This is a genomic window from Streptomyces sp. NPDC097107 (assembly GCF_044762405.1).
Classification (GTDB): Bacteria; Actinomycetota; Actinomycetes; order Streptomycetales; family Streptomycetaceae; genus Streptomyces; species Streptomyces thinghirensis.
Genome location: NZ_JBIWEF010000009.1, coordinates 290,078 through 305,142, shown reverse-complemented (window position 1 = coordinate 305,142; position 15,065 = coordinate 290,078). Strand labels below are relative to the sequence as shown.

At 73.1% G+C, this 15,065-nt stretch carries 13 protein-coding genes and 1 pseudogene; 9 read left to right on the top strand and 5 right to left on the bottom strand.

Annotated features, from left to right (window positions below):
- Nucleotides 1-22 precede the first annotated feature (22 nt).
- Together ACIQ1J_RS23225 and mdlC are read right to left on the bottom strand one after the other, a co-directional pair.
- On the bottom strand, nucleotides 23-1,477 hold the full coding sequence (locus ACIQ1J_RS23225) for a benzaldehyde dehydrogenase (protein ID WP_403559482.1): 1,455 nt from the start codon (nucleotides 1,475-1,477) through the stop codon (nucleotides 23-25).
- Nucleotides 1,478-1,552: 75 nt separating this feature from the next.
- A complete protein-coding gene (mdlC, locus tag ACIQ1J_RS23220; protein WP_403559479.1) occupies nucleotides 1,553-3,133 on the bottom strand; it encodes a benzoylformate decarboxylase in 1,581 nt (526 codons plus the stop codon).
- Between the two features lie 94 nt (nucleotides 3,134-3,227).
- On the opposite strand from mdlC, the gene ACIQ1J_RS23215 reads away from it, so the two are divergent.
- From ACIQ1J_RS23215 to pgm, 4 genes and pseudogenes are all read left to right on the top strand, one after another.
- Nucleotides 3,228-4,163: a LysR family transcriptional regulator gene (locus ACIQ1J_RS23215; protein WP_210961244.1), complete on the top strand. Its 936-nt coding sequence runs from the start codon at nucleotides 3,228-3,230 to the stop codon at nucleotides 4,161-4,163.
- 46 nt (nucleotides 4,164-4,209) lie between these two features.
- Nucleotides 4,210-4,949 (top strand): annotated as a pseudogene (locus ACIQ1J_RS23210) (Type 1 glutamine amidotransferase-like domain-containing protein).
- 208 nt (nucleotides 4,950-5,157) lie between these two features.
- Nucleotides 5,158-5,586, top strand: coding sequence for a hypothetical protein (locus tag ACIQ1J_RS23205; RefSeq protein ID WP_210961245.1), 429 nt, complete (start codon nucleotides 5,158-5,160; stop codon nucleotides 5,584-5,586).
- A gap of 136 nt (nucleotides 5,587-5,722) precedes the next feature.
- Nucleotides 5,723-7,363, top strand: a complete 1,641-nt coding sequence (pgm, locus tag ACIQ1J_RS23200; protein ID WP_403559475.1) for a phosphoglucomutase (alpha-D-glucose-1,6-bisphosphate-dependent) — start codon at nucleotides 5,723-5,725, stop codon at nucleotides 7,361-7,363.
- On the opposite strand, the gene ACIQ1J_RS23195 is transcribed toward pgm, so the two are convergent.
- Complete coding sequence (locus ACIQ1J_RS23195; RefSeq protein WP_403559472.1) at nucleotides 7,276-7,827, bottom strand: hypothetical protein; 552 nt, start codon at nucleotides 7,825-7,827, stop codon at nucleotides 7,276-7,278. The genes pgm and ACIQ1J_RS23195 overlap by 88 nt on opposite strands.
- A 52-nt stretch (nucleotides 7,828-7,879) precedes the next feature.
- Nucleotides 7,880-8,848, bottom strand: a complete 969-nt coding sequence (locus ACIQ1J_RS23190; RefSeq protein WP_403559469.1) for a LysR family transcriptional regulator — start codon at nucleotides 8,846-8,848, stop codon at nucleotides 7,880-7,882.
- Nucleotides 8,849-8,947: 99 nt separating this feature from the next.
- Here ACIQ1J_RS23190 and ACIQ1J_RS23185 point away from each other — a divergent pair, with 99 nt between their 5' ends.
- Together ACIQ1J_RS23185 and ACIQ1J_RS23180 are read left to right on the top strand one after the other, a co-directional pair.
- On the top strand, nucleotides 8,948-9,685 hold the full coding sequence (locus ACIQ1J_RS23185) for an SAM-dependent methyltransferase (RefSeq protein ID WP_403559466.1): 738 nt from the start codon (nucleotides 8,948-8,950) through the stop codon (nucleotides 9,683-9,685).
- 121 nt (nucleotides 9,686-9,806) lie between these two features.
- Complete coding sequence (locus ACIQ1J_RS23180; protein ID WP_403559464.1) at nucleotides 9,807-10,247, top strand: ATP-binding protein; 441 nt, start codon at nucleotides 9,807-9,809, stop codon at nucleotides 10,245-10,247.
- A gap of 126 nt (nucleotides 10,248-10,373) precedes the next feature.
- Here ACIQ1J_RS23180 and ACIQ1J_RS23175 read toward each other — a convergent pair whose 3' ends face one another.
- Nucleotides 10,374-11,093 carry a hypothetical protein gene (locus tag ACIQ1J_RS23175; protein WP_403559709.1) on the bottom strand — a complete coding sequence of 240 codons (720 nt, stop codon included), beginning with the start codon at nucleotides 11,091-11,093 and terminating at the stop codon, nucleotides 10,374-10,376.
- 112 nt (nucleotides 11,094-11,205) lie between these two features.
- Between ACIQ1J_RS23175 and ACIQ1J_RS23170 the strand changes: the two genes are divergently transcribed.
- From ACIQ1J_RS23170 to ACIQ1J_RS23160, 3 genes are all read left to right on the top strand, one after another.
- A complete protein-coding gene (locus tag ACIQ1J_RS23170; RefSeq protein WP_403559461.1) occupies nucleotides 11,206-13,101 on the top strand; it encodes a SpoIIE family protein phosphatase in 1,896 nt (631 codons plus the stop codon).
- Between the two features lie 210 nt (nucleotides 13,102-13,311).
- Nucleotides 13,312-14,139, top strand: a complete 828-nt coding sequence (locus tag ACIQ1J_RS23165; protein ID WP_210961251.1) for an alpha/beta fold hydrolase — start codon at nucleotides 13,312-13,314, stop codon at nucleotides 14,137-14,139.
- Nucleotides 14,140-14,628: 489 nt separating this feature from the next.
- Nucleotides 14,629-15,065, top strand: a 437-nt coding sequence (locus ACIQ1J_RS23160; RefSeq protein WP_403559457.1) for a hypothetical protein, incomplete at its 3' end; no start/stop codon positions are given.

The following is a 15,065-nucleotide window of genomic DNA, read 5'->3' as shown; positions in this document are numbered from 1 at the left end:
CGGCCGAGGGCGGCCGGAAGGATCAGAACGGGTAGTCGGCGATGTCCGGGCGGACCGTGACCCACTGGGTCTCGGTGAACGCCTCGACGTTGGCCGCGGCACCGCCGAAGCGGGACCCGGTGCCGGAGGCCTTGACCCCGCCGAAGGGGGCGTTGGGCTCGTCGCTCACGGTCTGCTCGTTGATGTGGACCTTGCCGGAGTCGATCCGGTCGGCGAGCTTCATCGCCGCCCCGACGTCCCCGAGGATGCCGACCGACAGCCCGTACTCACAGTCGTCGACGATGCGCGCGGCCTCCTCCAGGGTGGAGAAGGAGATGACGGGGGCGACGGGGCCGAAGATCTCCTCGCGCCACGCCGGCATCCCGGTCGTCAGGCCGGTCAGTACGGTGGCGCGGTAGCCGGCGCCGTCGATCTCGCCGCCCGCGGCGACCTTCGCACCCGCCGCGACGCTGTCGGTGACGATGCCGTGCACGCGCTCCAGTTGACGGCGGTCGATGATCGGGCCCAGCGCCACGTCCTCGCGGGCGGGGTCACCGACCGGCAGCGCCTCGGCCTTCGCGGCGAGTGCGGCGGTGTACTCCTCCACCAGCGACTCGTGCACGATGTGCCGGCCCGTCGTCATGCAGATCTGCCCCTGGTGCAGGTAGGAGCCGAACGCCCCCGCCGAGGCGGCCTTGCGCACGTCCGCGCCGGGCAGCACGACCAGCGCGTTGTTCCCGCCCAGCTCCAGATGGGCCCGCTTCAGCAGCCGCCCGGCCTGCTCGCCGATGGCCCGCCCGACCGGCGTGGACCCGGTGAAGGAGATCACCCGGACCTCCGGAGCCTCGACGACCGCCCGGCCCACCGAGCCGTCGCCCGGCAACAGGTGCAGGACACCGGCGGGGAGCCCGGCCTCCTCGAAGATCCGGGTGATGACGACGCCGCCGCTGACCGCGGTGCGCGGATCCGGCTTGAGCAGTACGGCGTTGCCGAGGGCGAGCGCCGGGGCCACGGAACGCAGGCCGAGGATGAGCGGGAAGTTGAAGGGCGCGATCACGCTCACGACACCGGCGGGCCGGCGGCGGGCGAGTGACCAGCGGGCCTCCTCCGAGGTGAGCACCTCGCCCTGGGGGTGCGTCGGCAGGCCCGCACACTCGAAGCACTCGCCCACGGCGAGCCCCACCTCGAAGCCGGCCTTGGACCGGACCGAGCCGGCCTCGCGCACCAGCCAGTTCTCGATCTCCGCGGCGTGCTCGGTGAAGAGGTCGCCCGCGCGGCGCAGCACGGCGGCCCGCCGCTGCGGTGACGTCGCCGCCCACTCTCGCTGGGCCTCGGCGGCCCGGGCCGCGGCGCGGCCGACGTCCTCGGCCGTGGCGAGACCCACCGTGCCGAGCCGGTCGCCGGTCGCCGGCTCGGTCACCGGCTGCTCGGCGGGGGAGTCCCGCCAGCCGTCGCTGAAGTACTTCCCGCCCCAGACGTCGCTGTCCAGGAGTGTCATCGTCTTCCCCTTCTTCGGATCTTCGGGTGCCGGGCGCGTCGGCGGCTCCGGGCGCTCGGCCGGTCAAGTCGTCTCTCAGGACGGCGTGGTGAGCGCCGTGTCCACCTGGATCAGACGGGGGTGGTCCGGCCGCTCGGCCAGTACGGCGCGCAGTTCCCCGGCCCCGCCGACATGCCGGGCGCGGACGCCGTAGCCCTCCGCGATGCGGGTGAAGTCCAGCCCGGGAATGTCCAGCCCGGGGGCGTCCGGCACGCCGAGCAGACCGCCGAACCAGCGCAGCGCCCCGTACGTGCCGTTGCGCAGCAGCACGACGGTCAGCGGGACCCGGTGCTGCGCCGCCGTCCACAGGGCGGTGATGCCGTAGTTGGCCGAGCCGTCCCCGATCACGCCGACGACCGGGCGGCCTGGCTGGGCCATCGCGACGCCGACCGCGCCGGGCAGACCGAAGCCGAGTCCTCCGGCCGCCGGGAAGTAGTAGGAGCCCTGGCGGCGCAGATCCATCTGGCGCCACCACGCGGAGTTGGTCGACGTCGACTCGACGACGTACGCGGTGTCCTCGGGCAGTTCGTCGCGCAGCGCGGCGAAGACCTGCTCGGGGTGGAGTCCCGGTCCCTCGGCGGTGAGCGGCTCGGGTACGGGCCGGTAGGGGCCCGCGGGCGTTCCCGGCGCGTCGAGCGCCTTCAGCAGCAGGTCGATGACGGCCCCGGGGTCGGCGACCAGCGCCTCGCCCATCGGCGCCCGCGCGGCGGCCGACGCGTCCTCGGTCACCTGGATCAACCGGGTGCCCTCCGGCAGGTACCGGCCGGGAAGGTACTCGTGGTAGCGGAACACCGGCGCGCCCAGCACCAGTACGAGGTCGTGCCCCTCGAAGGCCTCGGAGATCGGCGCGATCCCGGCGGGCAGCACGCCCCGGAACTGCGGATGCCGGTTCGGGAAGGGCAGCCGGAAGAGCGAGGGAGCCGCCCACACCGGGCCGCCCAGGCGCTCGGCCAGCCGGACGGCGTCGTCGAAGCGGCCGGCCGAGTCGATGTCGCCGCCCAGCACGAGCGCGGGGCGCCGTGCGGAGGCGACCTGCTCGACGAGCCGGCGGCCGTGCTCACCGCCGGGCACCGAGGCCCGCTCGACCCGCCGGTCGAGCACGGCCAGGGCGTTGTCGCCGGCCTCGGCCGACCAGTCGTCGTACGGGACGGAGAGATAGGTCGGCCGCTGCTGGAGCCGCGCCTCGAAGACGGCCTGGGCGAGCGCGCGCGGCACGTCCTCGGCGCACGCGGGCTCCGCCGCCCAGCCGACCAGCGGCTTCATCAGGGTCTGCGCGTCGACGCTCGCCAGGTTGGCCTCCGGACCGATGGCGGGCCGCACCTGCTGGCCGGCCACCACCACGAGCGGGGTGCGCGAGGCCACGGCGTTGGTCAGCGCCCCCATCGCGTTGCCCGAACCCGAGGCGGCGTGCAGGTTGACCAGGACGGGGCGGCCGGTCGCCTGGGCGTAGCCGTCGGCCATGCCGACGACGGCGCCCTCGTGCAGCCCGAGGACGTAGCGGAAGCCGTCGGGCAGGTCGGCGAGGAAGGGCAGCTCGTTGGAGCCCGGATTGCCGAAGACGGTGGTGAGCCCCTGGCGTTCCAGGAAATCGTGGGAGACACGACGCACGGATGGCACGGACGTTCCTTTCGAAGTGACGTCCGACACGCTAGGCACCCCGCGACATGGGCACCAATAGATGTTTCGGCACGCCGATATAGAGTCCGTCGATATGGGCACCTTCGATCTCAATCTGGCCCGCGTCTTCGTCCTCCTGTACGAGACCGGCAGCGTCACGGCCACCGCGGAGACGCTCCACGTCACGCAGCCCACCGTGAGCTACAGCCTGGGCAAGCTCCGGCGGCACTTCGACGACGAGCTGTTCCGCCGCAACGGACGCGGGCTCACGCCCACGGCCGGCGCCCGACGGCTGTACGAGCCGCTCCAGCGCGCCCTGGCGGAGATCGACGGGACGGTCCGGCAGGGCGACGCCTTCGACCCCGGGACCATGTCGGGCCGCTTCACGATCGCACTCTCCGACCTCGGCGAGGCGACCCTCCTGCCGAGGCTGCTCGCCGCGGCGCGCGAGCGTGCGCCGGCGGTGTCGTTCACCGTCCGCCCGTTCGACGTGGAGGACGCCGAGAGCCAACTGCGCCGCGGTGACCTCGACGCGTTCGTGGCGACCCCGGTGATCACCTCGCACCTGACCGTGCGCGTCCCGCTCTTCAGGGAGCGCTACGTCCTCATGGTCGCCGCGGACCACCCCCGGGTCCGCGGGGACGAGGTCACACTGGCGGGCCTCGCCGCCGAGCACCACGCGACGGTGTTCGGACCGAGCGGCCACGTCGCGCCCCGGGCGGTGCTGGCCGCGCACGGGCTCCTGGAACGGGTGGCCGTGGACGCCACCCGGTTCTCGATGCTGCCCTACCTGCTGGAGCAGACCGACCTGGTCGCCATCGTCCCCGAGTACGTCGGCGAGGTCTTCACCGCCTCCCACCGGGTGCGACTGGTGCGGCTGCCCTTCGAGACCGAGCCGATCGAGATCGCCCTGTACGCACGCCACGAGTCCTCGCGCAGCCCGGCGCAGCGATGGCTGGTGCAGTTCATGGCCCAGGTGCTGGGCGAGCAGGTGAGTCCGGCCCAGCTGCCGCCGACCGCCCCTCGGTGACGGCCCGTCACCGACCCGCCGACGGGGCGTCGTCAGGATCACTCGCATGACGGCACCGGAACCGGCCATCCTCGCCACCTCCGGCGGACACCGAGCGGGTGGCCGGACCGTGGTGGCCTTCGACGCCCTGGTCCATCACGCCGTGGACCTCTCGGGCGCGCACGGCCGCCGCCCCGCGTCCTGTACGTGGGCACCGCCATAGGGGACGCCGAGCACTTCACCGCCCGCATGACGGAGGCGGCCCGCGTCGCCGGGTTCGACCTGACACCGCCGCACCTGTTCCCCGTGCCCAACGTCGAGGACGTGGAGGGGACCGTGCTCGCCCAGGACGTCGTGTGGGTCATGGGCGGCTCGGTGGCGAACCTGCCGGCCGTGTGGCGCGTGCACGGCCTGGACCGGATCCTGCGCCGGGCCTGGGAGGCGGGCGTGGTGCTCAGCGGCGTGAGCGCGGGATCCCTCTGCTGGTTCCGGGGCGGCGCGACCGACTCCTCCGGCCCCGAACTGCGCCCGGTCACCGACGCCCTGGGCTTCCTCCCCTACGGCAACGGCGTGCACTACGACGTCGACCCGGGGCGCCGCCCCCTGATCCAACGCCTCGTCGCCGACGGCACCTTCCCGGCGGCCCACTGCACGGACGACGGCGTCGGCCTCGTCCACCGCGGCACCGAACTGGTCGAGGCGGTCACGGAGGTTCCGGGCAAGGGTGCCTACGTGGTCGTACGCGAGGGCGACACGGCGGTGGAGGAGCGCGTCGAGCCACGCGAGTTGCCCGGCCCGCGGTGGTGACGGCTCGGCGCGGTCACGGCTCGGCCGCCTGCGCACCACCGACGACCTCCACACGTTCCGCGGCGAGAGGGCCGGCGCCCCGGCCGGCGTCCACACCGAGGAGACCGTGCTCGGCCTCCGGCCCGTCAAGACCTCGACGGCGGCACCCCGTTGAGCACCGGGAGGGCCGTCCGTGTTTGCCGCCGCGGTGAGGGGCAAGGCGGTCTCCATGAGCGATCCGAACAAGGACACGAACAAGAAGCCCACCAGCACCCGGACCGCCGAGGCCAAGGCCCGCGGCGCCGCCGACAAGGCGACGGCACCCGCCTCCCGGGCGAGCCGGGCCGCCGCGGACAGGGCCGGTGACGCGGCGTCGGCGGCCAAGGCCGGTGCCCAGCGTTCGGCCGAGGCCGCGAACGGCGCCGTGCAGTCGGCGGCCAAGGGCGTCGCGGCGGGCCGCCAGGCGGTCGTCACCACCTCGGGCCAGGTCGCGGCCACGGCGAAGACGGCGTGGACGGCCATCGCCCACCGCAAGCTCGTCGCCGCCGGCGTGGGCGCCGGCATCACCGCCGTCAGCGCCGCGTCGTACGCGGTGGGACGCCGCGCGGGACGGCACACGCACGGTCCCCTCACCCGCCTCACCGGCGGCCGGATCTGACATCCGGCCGGCCGGTGCGCCGGCACAACCGGCGCTCCCGGTACCTCCACCTCGGCAGGAACACGCGGTACCACTCCCCGGACAGGGGAAGATGGGACCGCGAGCGAAGTCCCGACCGACGTGGAGGAGTGGGCGCATGCAGCACGACCGAGCCGGGAAGCCGGCCGGCCCCGAGGACCTGATCGACGTAGCCCGGCTGGTGACGGCGTACTACACCCTGCACCCGGACCCGGCCGAGCCGGGGCAGCGCGTGGCCTTCGGCACGTCCGGGCACCGCGGATCGTCCCTAGCGGCGGCGTTCAACGAGGACCACATCGCCGCCACCAGCCAGGCCATCTGCGAGTACCGCACCGCCCGGGGCACCGACGGCCCGCTCTTCCTGGGCGCCGACACGCACGCTCTGTCCGAGCCGGCGAGGATCACCGCACTGGAGGTGTTCGCGGCCAACGACGTGAGCGTCCTCGTCGACACCGCGGACGGCTACACCCCGACCCCGGCGGTCTCGCACGCCATCCTCACCCACAACCGCGGCCGTACCTCGGGCCTCGCCGACGGAGTGGTCGTCACCCCGTCGCACAACCCGCCCGCCGACGGCGGTTTCAAGTACAACCCGCCGAACGGCGGCCCCGCGGGCTCCGACGCCACCTCCTGGATCCAGGACCGGGCCAACGAGATCATCGCGGCCGGCCTGAAGGACGTACGGCGCGTCCCCTGCGCCCGGGCGCTCGCCGCGCCCGGCACCGGGCGCTACGACTTCCTCGACGCGTACGTCTCGGATCTGCCGAACGTCCTGGACCTCGACGCGATCCGGTCGGCGGGCGTGCGGATCGGCGCCGACCCGCTGGGCGGCGCCTCCGTCGCGTACTGGGGCCGCATCGCCGAGCAGCACCGCCTCGACCTGACGGTGGTCAACCCGCTCACCGACCCCACCTGGCGGTTCATGACGCTGGACTGGGACGGCAAGATCCGCATGGACTGCTCGTCGCCGCACGCGATGGCCTCGCTCATCGAACAGCGCGACCGCTTCACCATCGCCACCGGCAACGACGCGGACGCCGACCGGCACGGCATCGTCACCCCCGACGCCGGGCTGATGAACCCCAACCACTACCTCGCCACCGCCATCGCCTACCTCTACGCCCACCGCACCGAGTGGCCCGCCGAAGCGGGCGTGGGAAAGACCCTGGTGTCCTCCGGCATGATCGACCGGGTCGCCGCCGACCTCGGCCGGCGGCTGGTCGAAGTACCCGTCGGCTTCAAGTGGTTCGTGGACGGACTGCTCGGCGGCACGCTCGGCTTCGGCGGCGAGGAGTCCGCCGGGGCGTCCTTCCTGCGCCGGGACGGTTCGGTGTGGACCACGGACAAGGACGGCATCATCCTGGCGCTGCTCGCCTCGGAGATCACCGCCGTCACCGGCAGGACGCCCTCCGAGCACTACACCGCCCTCACCGCCCGCTTCGGCGAACCCGCCTACGCCCGCATCGACGCGCCCGCGACCCGCGAGGAGAAGGCCCGCCTGGCCAAGCTGTCCCCGGCCCAGGTGACCGCCGACACCCTCGCGGGGGAGCCGGTCACCGCCGTGCTCACCGAGGCACCGGGCAACGGCGCGGCCATCGGCGGCATCAAGGTGACCACCGAGAACGCCTGGTTCGCGGCCCGTCCCTCCGGCACCGAGGACGTGTACAAGATCTACGGGGAGTCGTTCCTCGGGGCGGACCACCTCCGGCAGGTGCAGGACGAGGCCAAGCTCGTCGTCCTCGGCGCCCTGGGCGGCTGACGCCGTACCGGCCCCTCGAACCGGGCCCGGGCCGGTCGGCGACGACCGGCCCGGGGGAATCCCACGCTCAGCCCGCGGATCTCGTGACCACCGATCGCCTCCCGGAAGGCGACGCGTGGTTGTCCCTTCATCCGGATACCGTCGAGGGCGAACAGGCGGCTGAGAAAGACATCGGTGAGGCGCCGGCCCTCGTCCGCCGAGCGGTGGTGGTGGGGCAGATCGGCGTCCGAGAACAGGTGACAGGCGGCCAGGCGGATGAGCTCGCGCGTGGTGACCCTGCCGGCCGCGGCGAAGGTCAGGCACTCACCGAGGATCTCCGTGTCCGAGCAGCCCTCCGCGATCAGGGGGGAGACCAGATCGTCGTGCTCGCGGCGGCGGTGCGCGCGGACGGCACCCCCCAGTCCGTCACCGTACGGCCCCGTTGGCCGAGCGGCCTTGACGACGTGGTCCACAGGATCGGCCACCCACCGGCCCCCGACCACCCCCTGGAGCCGCCGAGTCGGCGTGCCGCGCATCTCACGGCCGGGCGCGCTCGCCCCGTGGGTGGGAGCGCAGGGCCCACGCCGGTGTCCAGACCTCCGTGTCGAGACGACCCGACGGCCGGGAGGCGAGGTAGGCGCGCAGGACGGTCAGCGCGGGGTGCGGATTGCCGGCGTGCCAGAGCAGGGAGTGCGGGTACACGGGTGTCGGGTCGCGCAGGGGGATACGTCGCAGATCGTGGACGGCGGGCCAGACGAGGGGGGTCTGCTCGCTGAGGAAGGTCGCGATCGTCGAGGACTCGGCGATCGTGTCCAGGAGCCCCTCGACGCCGAAGTCGGGACCGATCGCGTCGATGGCGAGCCCGAACTCGGCGGCGAGCGCGTCGTAGTAGGCCGCCCACTCGGTGCCGGGGACGTTTCCGGGCATCCAGATGCGATGACCGGAGAGCTGGGCCGGGGTCACCGCCCGGGCCTTCGCGAACCCGTGGGCCGGCCCGGTGAAGAGGTGGAGCGGCTCGTCGAGGACGGGCGTGGCCTCGACTCCGTCGGGAAGGGTGCTTCCCGGCATGGTGACGCAGCGGAAGGAGGCGTCGATCGCCCCGGACCGGATGGCGGTAACGGCCGCGTCCGCGTCGACGTGGAAGAGGGTGACGACGTCGAGGCCGACCTCGGGGTGGGCCCGGTGGAAGTCGCGCAGCACCCCGGCCACGGAGAGCCGTCTGCCGATCACGTCGACCCGCAGCGGGCGCCGCCCCGGCCGCACCGAGGCGGCTGCCCGTTCCGCGGCGGCGAGGAGCGCACGCGCGTGCGGGAGGAAGGCCTGCCCGTCGATGGTGAGCCGCGACCCCCGCGGGGTGCGGGTGAACAACGGCACCCCAAGGTCCCGCTCCAGCGCGGCGACACGCTTGGAGACGGCCTGCTGGGTGATCGCCAGCTCGGCGGCGGCGACCTGGAACTGCCCCGCCTCCGCGACGGCGACGAAGGTGCGTACGGCCATGAGATCCACGGCGGCCATCCTAGGAGCACAACCAATCGTCGTACTCCTGCGATGGTCGCCCTCCGAAACCGGGTGCGCCGTCAGGGAGGGGTGTGCAAGGCTCCGCCGGTGGACCGACAGAAGATCTCCCGACTCGCCCATGCCGATCACCCGATCGCGGCCCCGCTCGACGACGACTCGGTACGCCGGCTGCTGGCACGTGGCGTCCCACATGGCGACGCGCGCGTCCTCGACCTGGGCTGCGGAGGGGGAGAGTGGCTCCTTCGCGCCCTCGCCGAACATCCGGGGCTCACGGCCGAGGGCGTCGACATCTCCGAGATCTCGCTCGCACACGCGCGGGAGACGGCGGACCGGCTCGGGGTGCGGGAACGCCTGGTCCTCCACCGTCAGGACGCCGCAGGGTTCGCCGCCAGGCACCGGTTCGACCTGGTCCTGTGCGTCGGCGCCACGCACGCCTTCGGCGGCCTGCTCGCCACCCTCGCGGCCGCACGCGAGCACCTGGCGCCGGGGGGCCGCGTCCTGGTCGGTGACGGCTTCTGGGAGGGCGAGCCGTCCGCCGAGGCCATCGAGATGCTCGGGGACCTCACCGATCTGCCGACCACCTTGGAGCAGGTCGTCGCGGACGGCTGGACGCCCGTCGGCGGGCACGTCAGTACCCGCGAGGAGCTCGACGACTACGAGTGGTCCTGGACCGGATCGCTGGCCTCCTGGGCCCTGGACCACCCCACCGACCCGGACAGTGCGCAAGCGCTCGAGGCGGCCACCACCCACCGCGACGAATGGCTCCGGGCATACCGGGGGGCGCTGGGCTTCCTCTGCCTCGTTCTGCGCCCCACGCGCGACTGAGTGACAGGACCACGGAGCTCTGCCGATCGGACGGGCTGTTCTCCGTCTTCTCCGGTGTTCCCGGATTTCGGGGGTAGACGGGCTGGCGTAACGGTCAAGGCTCAGGAAGAGGGCGGATCGGATGGATGGGGCTGCCCAGAACGGGGACCAGCTGAGAAATGAGCTGGTCAGAGTCACGGCAGAGTACGAGGGCATGCCCGGCGACATCGCCCGGGGCCGCGAGCTGGCCCGGAGGTTCCTGGATCGGGTGCGGGCGGCGCAGGGCCTCCCGGTGTCCGACCGCGCGACGGACCTGGTGCAACTGGTGGTCAGCGAGTTGCTGACGAACGCCTGCAAGTACGCGCCCGGCCCCTCAGTGGTCGACCTGGAGCTGACCGAGGACCGGGTGGAGGTCACGGTGTGGGACAGCGATCCGTTGCTGCCGGTGGCCGAGACCCCGGACCCGGGCCGGATCGGCCGGCACGGGCTGGAGATAGTCATGGCCGTCTGCCAGAGCTTCGAGGTGCGCCGGGAACCGGTCGGCAAGCGCATGAGGGCCGCGGTACGGCTCGCCGACGCGTGAACGGCACGGCAGCGGGCCGCCCGTACCGATGCTGACGGGACGACGGCAGCCCCGCCGTACGTGACGCGCTCCGCCGCCCTGCCGTACGGCAGGGCGCCGCTCTCCGGCCCGGAGCCGCTCACGGCCTCATTTCAGCGCTTCCTCCGCGTCGACCACCTCGGCCGGCCTCGGGGACTGGATGTCCAGCGGCTCGTCGAAGTCGGCGAAGGACGTGGTCGTGTCGTACTCGGCGCCCTTGTACACCGCCTTGAGCAGGTACGGCTTGCCCTGCGTGGCGACGTGGAAGCGATACGTCCCGCCCTTGTCCTCCTTGTCGGTCACGGTCAGCTCGACCGCCTCCCGGCCGCCGACGCGGGTGGTCCTCCCCTTCTTCGCCGTGCCGAAGGAGACGAAGGGGCGCGTGCAGGCGGAGAGGCCGTCGCCGGGCCGCGCGGCGTCCACCGGCTTCTTGATCCAGAGCTTCTGCTCGCCGGTGACGCTCGTCCCGCCCTTCCACTTCTGCAGGTAGGCGCGGTCGGGACGGACGTAGTCGGTCTCGTCGATCCGGATCTGGTCGAGGCGGCCGCCCTCGGACAAGGTGGTCCTCGCGGTGCACCGGCGGTCGAGGTCGGTCACGAGCCGGATGGTGACGGTGCCGGCCTTCGCCGCGGTGCTGGTGGAGTCGACCCGTACGGACTTCAGCGCCCGCATCGCGGCGTTGGCGTCCTCGAGCATGTCGTCGGCGGACCGGTACCCGCCGGCGTCACCGCTGCCGCACCCCGCCACGAGGGCCCCGGCCAGCAGACAGGTCAGCACGGCCGACGCCGTGGTCGTGGTCTTCGTCCGCACGAAACCCTCCAGGTACATGATCAGCACCGGGAGCCTACCCGACCTCCCTCCTTCAGCCCTCCGGAGCGGTCCCCACCCGCCCGCTGAGGGAACCTGGAGGGATGGACGGCATCGGAAGGCTGTGAGGGCCGTGACATCACGCTGGGCGGGCCACCGGGAGGGCGACGAGCGAGGGCACGAAGAAGCGGTCGGTGCCCCGGGACCCGACTTCGCCCGCGCCGTCCTGCACGCACTCGGCGCCGGCGTCCTCACCCTCGACCCGTCCGAGCGCATCACCTCGGTGAATCCCTGGGCCGAGCACCTGCTGGGGCGCCCGGCGCCGGACATGATCGGACACGACGCGCACGACCTGCTGCACCGGCACGCCGACGGCAGTCCGGTGCCGCGCGAGCGGTGCGAGCTGCGCAACCCGCTGCACGGCGTCTCCGCCGCGGAGGGAAGCGAGGAGTACTTCCAGCGGGCGGACGGCACCACGGTACCGATCATCTGGGCCACCACCCCGCTGGTCAGGGACGGCCGGCAGGAAGGGCTCGTGCTGGTCTTCCACGACTTCAGCCTGCACCGAAGCGCCGCGGAGGAGACCGAGGCGCGCACCGCCGCCCTGGAGGCACTCACCACCCAACTGCACCTGGTGGCCGAGATCTCCACCGTACTGATCCCCTCCGAGCGCACCTTCGCCACGCTCCGCCGTCTCCTGCGGCTGCTGGTGCCGGAGCTGGGCCAGTGGGCCGCGGTCGACGTCTACCAGGGGCAGTCGGACGTCCTGGAGCGGGTCGCCGTGCGCAGCAGCACACACCCGCACCGTGCGGGGCGGCTGAAGGGGCCGGTGACCTCGCTGCCGGACCCGGCCCGCGCCGCGCTGACCAGGCTGATCAACAGTGACCGCCCCGCCCCGCTGAGCGCCGGGGACGTGCTGCACGACCCGGGGAACCCCTTCACCGCCACTCACCGCGTGCTGTTCGAACGGCTCGGCGGACACGCGGCCGTCGTCGTCCCGCTCCGCACCAGGCAACGGTCGTACGGGATCCTGACCGTGGCGAGGGCGGGGGACCACCCCGCCCACACCGAGGCCGAGATCGCCCTGCTGGCCGACATCGGCCGCCGGGTCGGACTGGTCCTGGACAACGCCCGGCTCTACCACGAGCAGCAGAACGTCGCCGAGACCATGCAACGCCAGCTGCTGACACCCCTCCCACAGGTCGACCACCTGCGCATGGCGGCCCGGTACTGGCCCGCCGAGAGTGCCATGGAGGTCGGCGGGGACTGGTACGACGCCTTTCTGCTCGCCGACGGTGTCATGGCACTGGTCATCGGGGACGTGGTCGGGCACGACCTGCAGGCCGCCGCCCACATGGCCGAGGTCCGCAACATGCTGCGCGCCCTGGCCTGGGACCACCGGGAACCGCCGAGCGTGATCATGCGGCGCCTCGACGAGGCCGTGACCAACACCAGCGACGCACCCATGGCCACGCTCGTCTTCGCCCGTGTCGTGGGCCCCGAAGGCGGCCCCTGGCAGCTGCACTGGGTCAACGCCGGGCACCCGCCGCCCCTGCTGATCACGCGGGACGGGGAGACCCGCTTCCTGGAGGGCGGACACGGCCCGCTCATCGGTATGAGCGCCACCCTGCGCCTCGGTCTGGGCTGGCCCGACGCGCGTGAGGAACTCCCGCCGGAGAGCATCCTCCTGCTCTACACGGACGGTCTGGTGGAGAGCCGCGACCGCCCGATCGACCTCGGCCTGGCCAAGCTCCGCCACCACGCCGGCCTCCTGGCCCGCCGGCTGGAGGGGCGGAGCATCGACGAGTACTGCGACGAGCTGCTCGACCGCATCGCACCCCGCGGCGACGACGTCGCCCTGCTCGCCCTGCGCCTGCCCGCCGCCGGCGTCGGCGCCCCCGGGGACACCGCACCGCCTCCACCGCCCCAGTCCGCGCACAGCGAGGCCACCCCGGACCGAGCCGCTCCCGGCTCCCGACGCCAGCAGCCCGAGGTACGGGACCCGACACACGTCGACCCGGACGAGTAGAGGGCGGACGGGCAGCGGGCGGAGGAGCGTGCGCGGCGGCGCGTTCACGTGCCCGCCCTGCTCCCCGTACTCGTCCGGCGGCGGGCTGCGTGCGGTGGCTGAGCGGGTGCGTTCGACTTCTGGGGGACGCGGCGGCTCCCGCGGGATGCCGCGGCGCCCCTCCCACCCACCGGCCCGCCGCACGGCCGGGCCCCCGACCACGGAGGGCGCATGCCCATCTGCACCGCTCGCGACGGCGTCGACATCTTCTACAAGGACTGGGGCCGGGGCCGTCCGGTCGTGTTCATCCACGGCTGGCCGCTGAACGGCGACGCCTGGCAGGACCAGCTCAAGGCGGTGGCCGACGCCGGCTACCGCGGCATCGCCCACGACCGGCGCGGCCACGGCCGTTCCACGCCGGTCTACGACGGCTACGACTTCGACACCTTCGCCGACGACCTGCACGACCTGATCACCGCCCTCGACCTGCGCGACGTCACCCTCGTCGCACACTCCATGGGCGGCGGAGAGCTGGCCCGCTACATCGGCCGGCACGGCACCGAGCGGGTCCGCTCCGTGGTCCTGCTCTCCGCCATCACGCCGTTGATGCTGCGGGGGCCGGACAACCCCGAGGGCGTTCCGCAGTCGGTGTTCGACGGCCTCAAGTCCGGCATCCTCGAGGAACGCTCGCAGTTCTGGCAGGACACCGCGGTCGGCTTCTTCTCCGCCGACCGCGACGGCAGCAAGGCCACGCGGGGCAACAAGGACGCCTTCTGGTACATGGCGATGGCTCAGACCATCCAGGGCGGCGTCGACTGCGTGGACGCGTTCGGCGCCACCGACTTCCACGAGGACCTGAAGAAGTTCGACGTCCCGACCCTCGTCGTCCACGGCGACGACGACCGGATCGTCCCCATCGACGCCACGGGCCGCAAGACCGCCCGGCTCGTGGAGGGCGCGGAACTGAAGGTCTACGAGCGGGCCTCCCACGGCATCGCCATGGTGCCCGGCGACAAGGAAAGGTTCAACGCGGACCTTTTGACGTTCCTCGAGAGGTAGCCCCGACCTCCGACCGTGGCCCCCGGCCCCCGACCGGCCGCGCCTCGCTCACCCGAGCGGCGCGGCCGTCGTCGGTCACGGGCCGGACCCGCGGCGGTCGAGCCGCCGAAGCGAGGCACGGAACCCGGTGGTCGCGGCGCGGCGGCTCGCCCGTCCGAGGCACCCGAACGGGCGAGATCGGCACCTGCTCCAGTAAGTCTCGCGCTCGGGCAGCGCCCGGCCGGCACGGTGGTCCACCGATCCGGCCCGTCAGGCGCCGACTGCCGTACCCGCCTAGGAAGTTGACGGACCGAGTTGTCCGGTCACACCCGCCGGCCACCGGACGGTGCGACGGAGACCGCGAGGGGGCCTTGCCGGACGGGCCGTCACCCGGCTGAGCGCCTTGAGTGGTGCGAGAAGGACGACTGGCTGACGGTAAATCACGTCGGGGCCGGGTCACCTCAGCTGACGAAGCACCAGCTGCCCGGTCGTGACGGAAGGAAACCACAGATGCGTTCTGCGCACATGCTCCTGACCACAGCGGCGGCCTCGGCCGTCCTCGTCCTCGGCGCACCCGGCGCCTACGCGGCGGTCGGAGGCGACTGGGACCACGACGACTCTTCCTACAGCAAGGAGCACGACAACGGAGGCAAGCACGAGAAGCCGCGTGGCGGGATGCACACGGGTGGCGGTGCGCTGACCGCGGTGAACGAGGGTGACTGGGAGGGCGGCTCCAAGGAGGGCTCGGAGACCCACAAGCAGGACGAGGGTGAGAAGTCCTGGGGCGGCGGCGAGCACGAGAAGCCGCGCGGCGGGATGCACACGGGTGGCGGTGCGCTGACCGCGGTGATCGAGGGTGACTGGGAGGGCGGCTCCAAGGAGGGCTCGGAGACCCACAAGCAGGACGAGGGTGAGAAGTCCTGGGGCGGCGGCGAGCACGAGAAGCC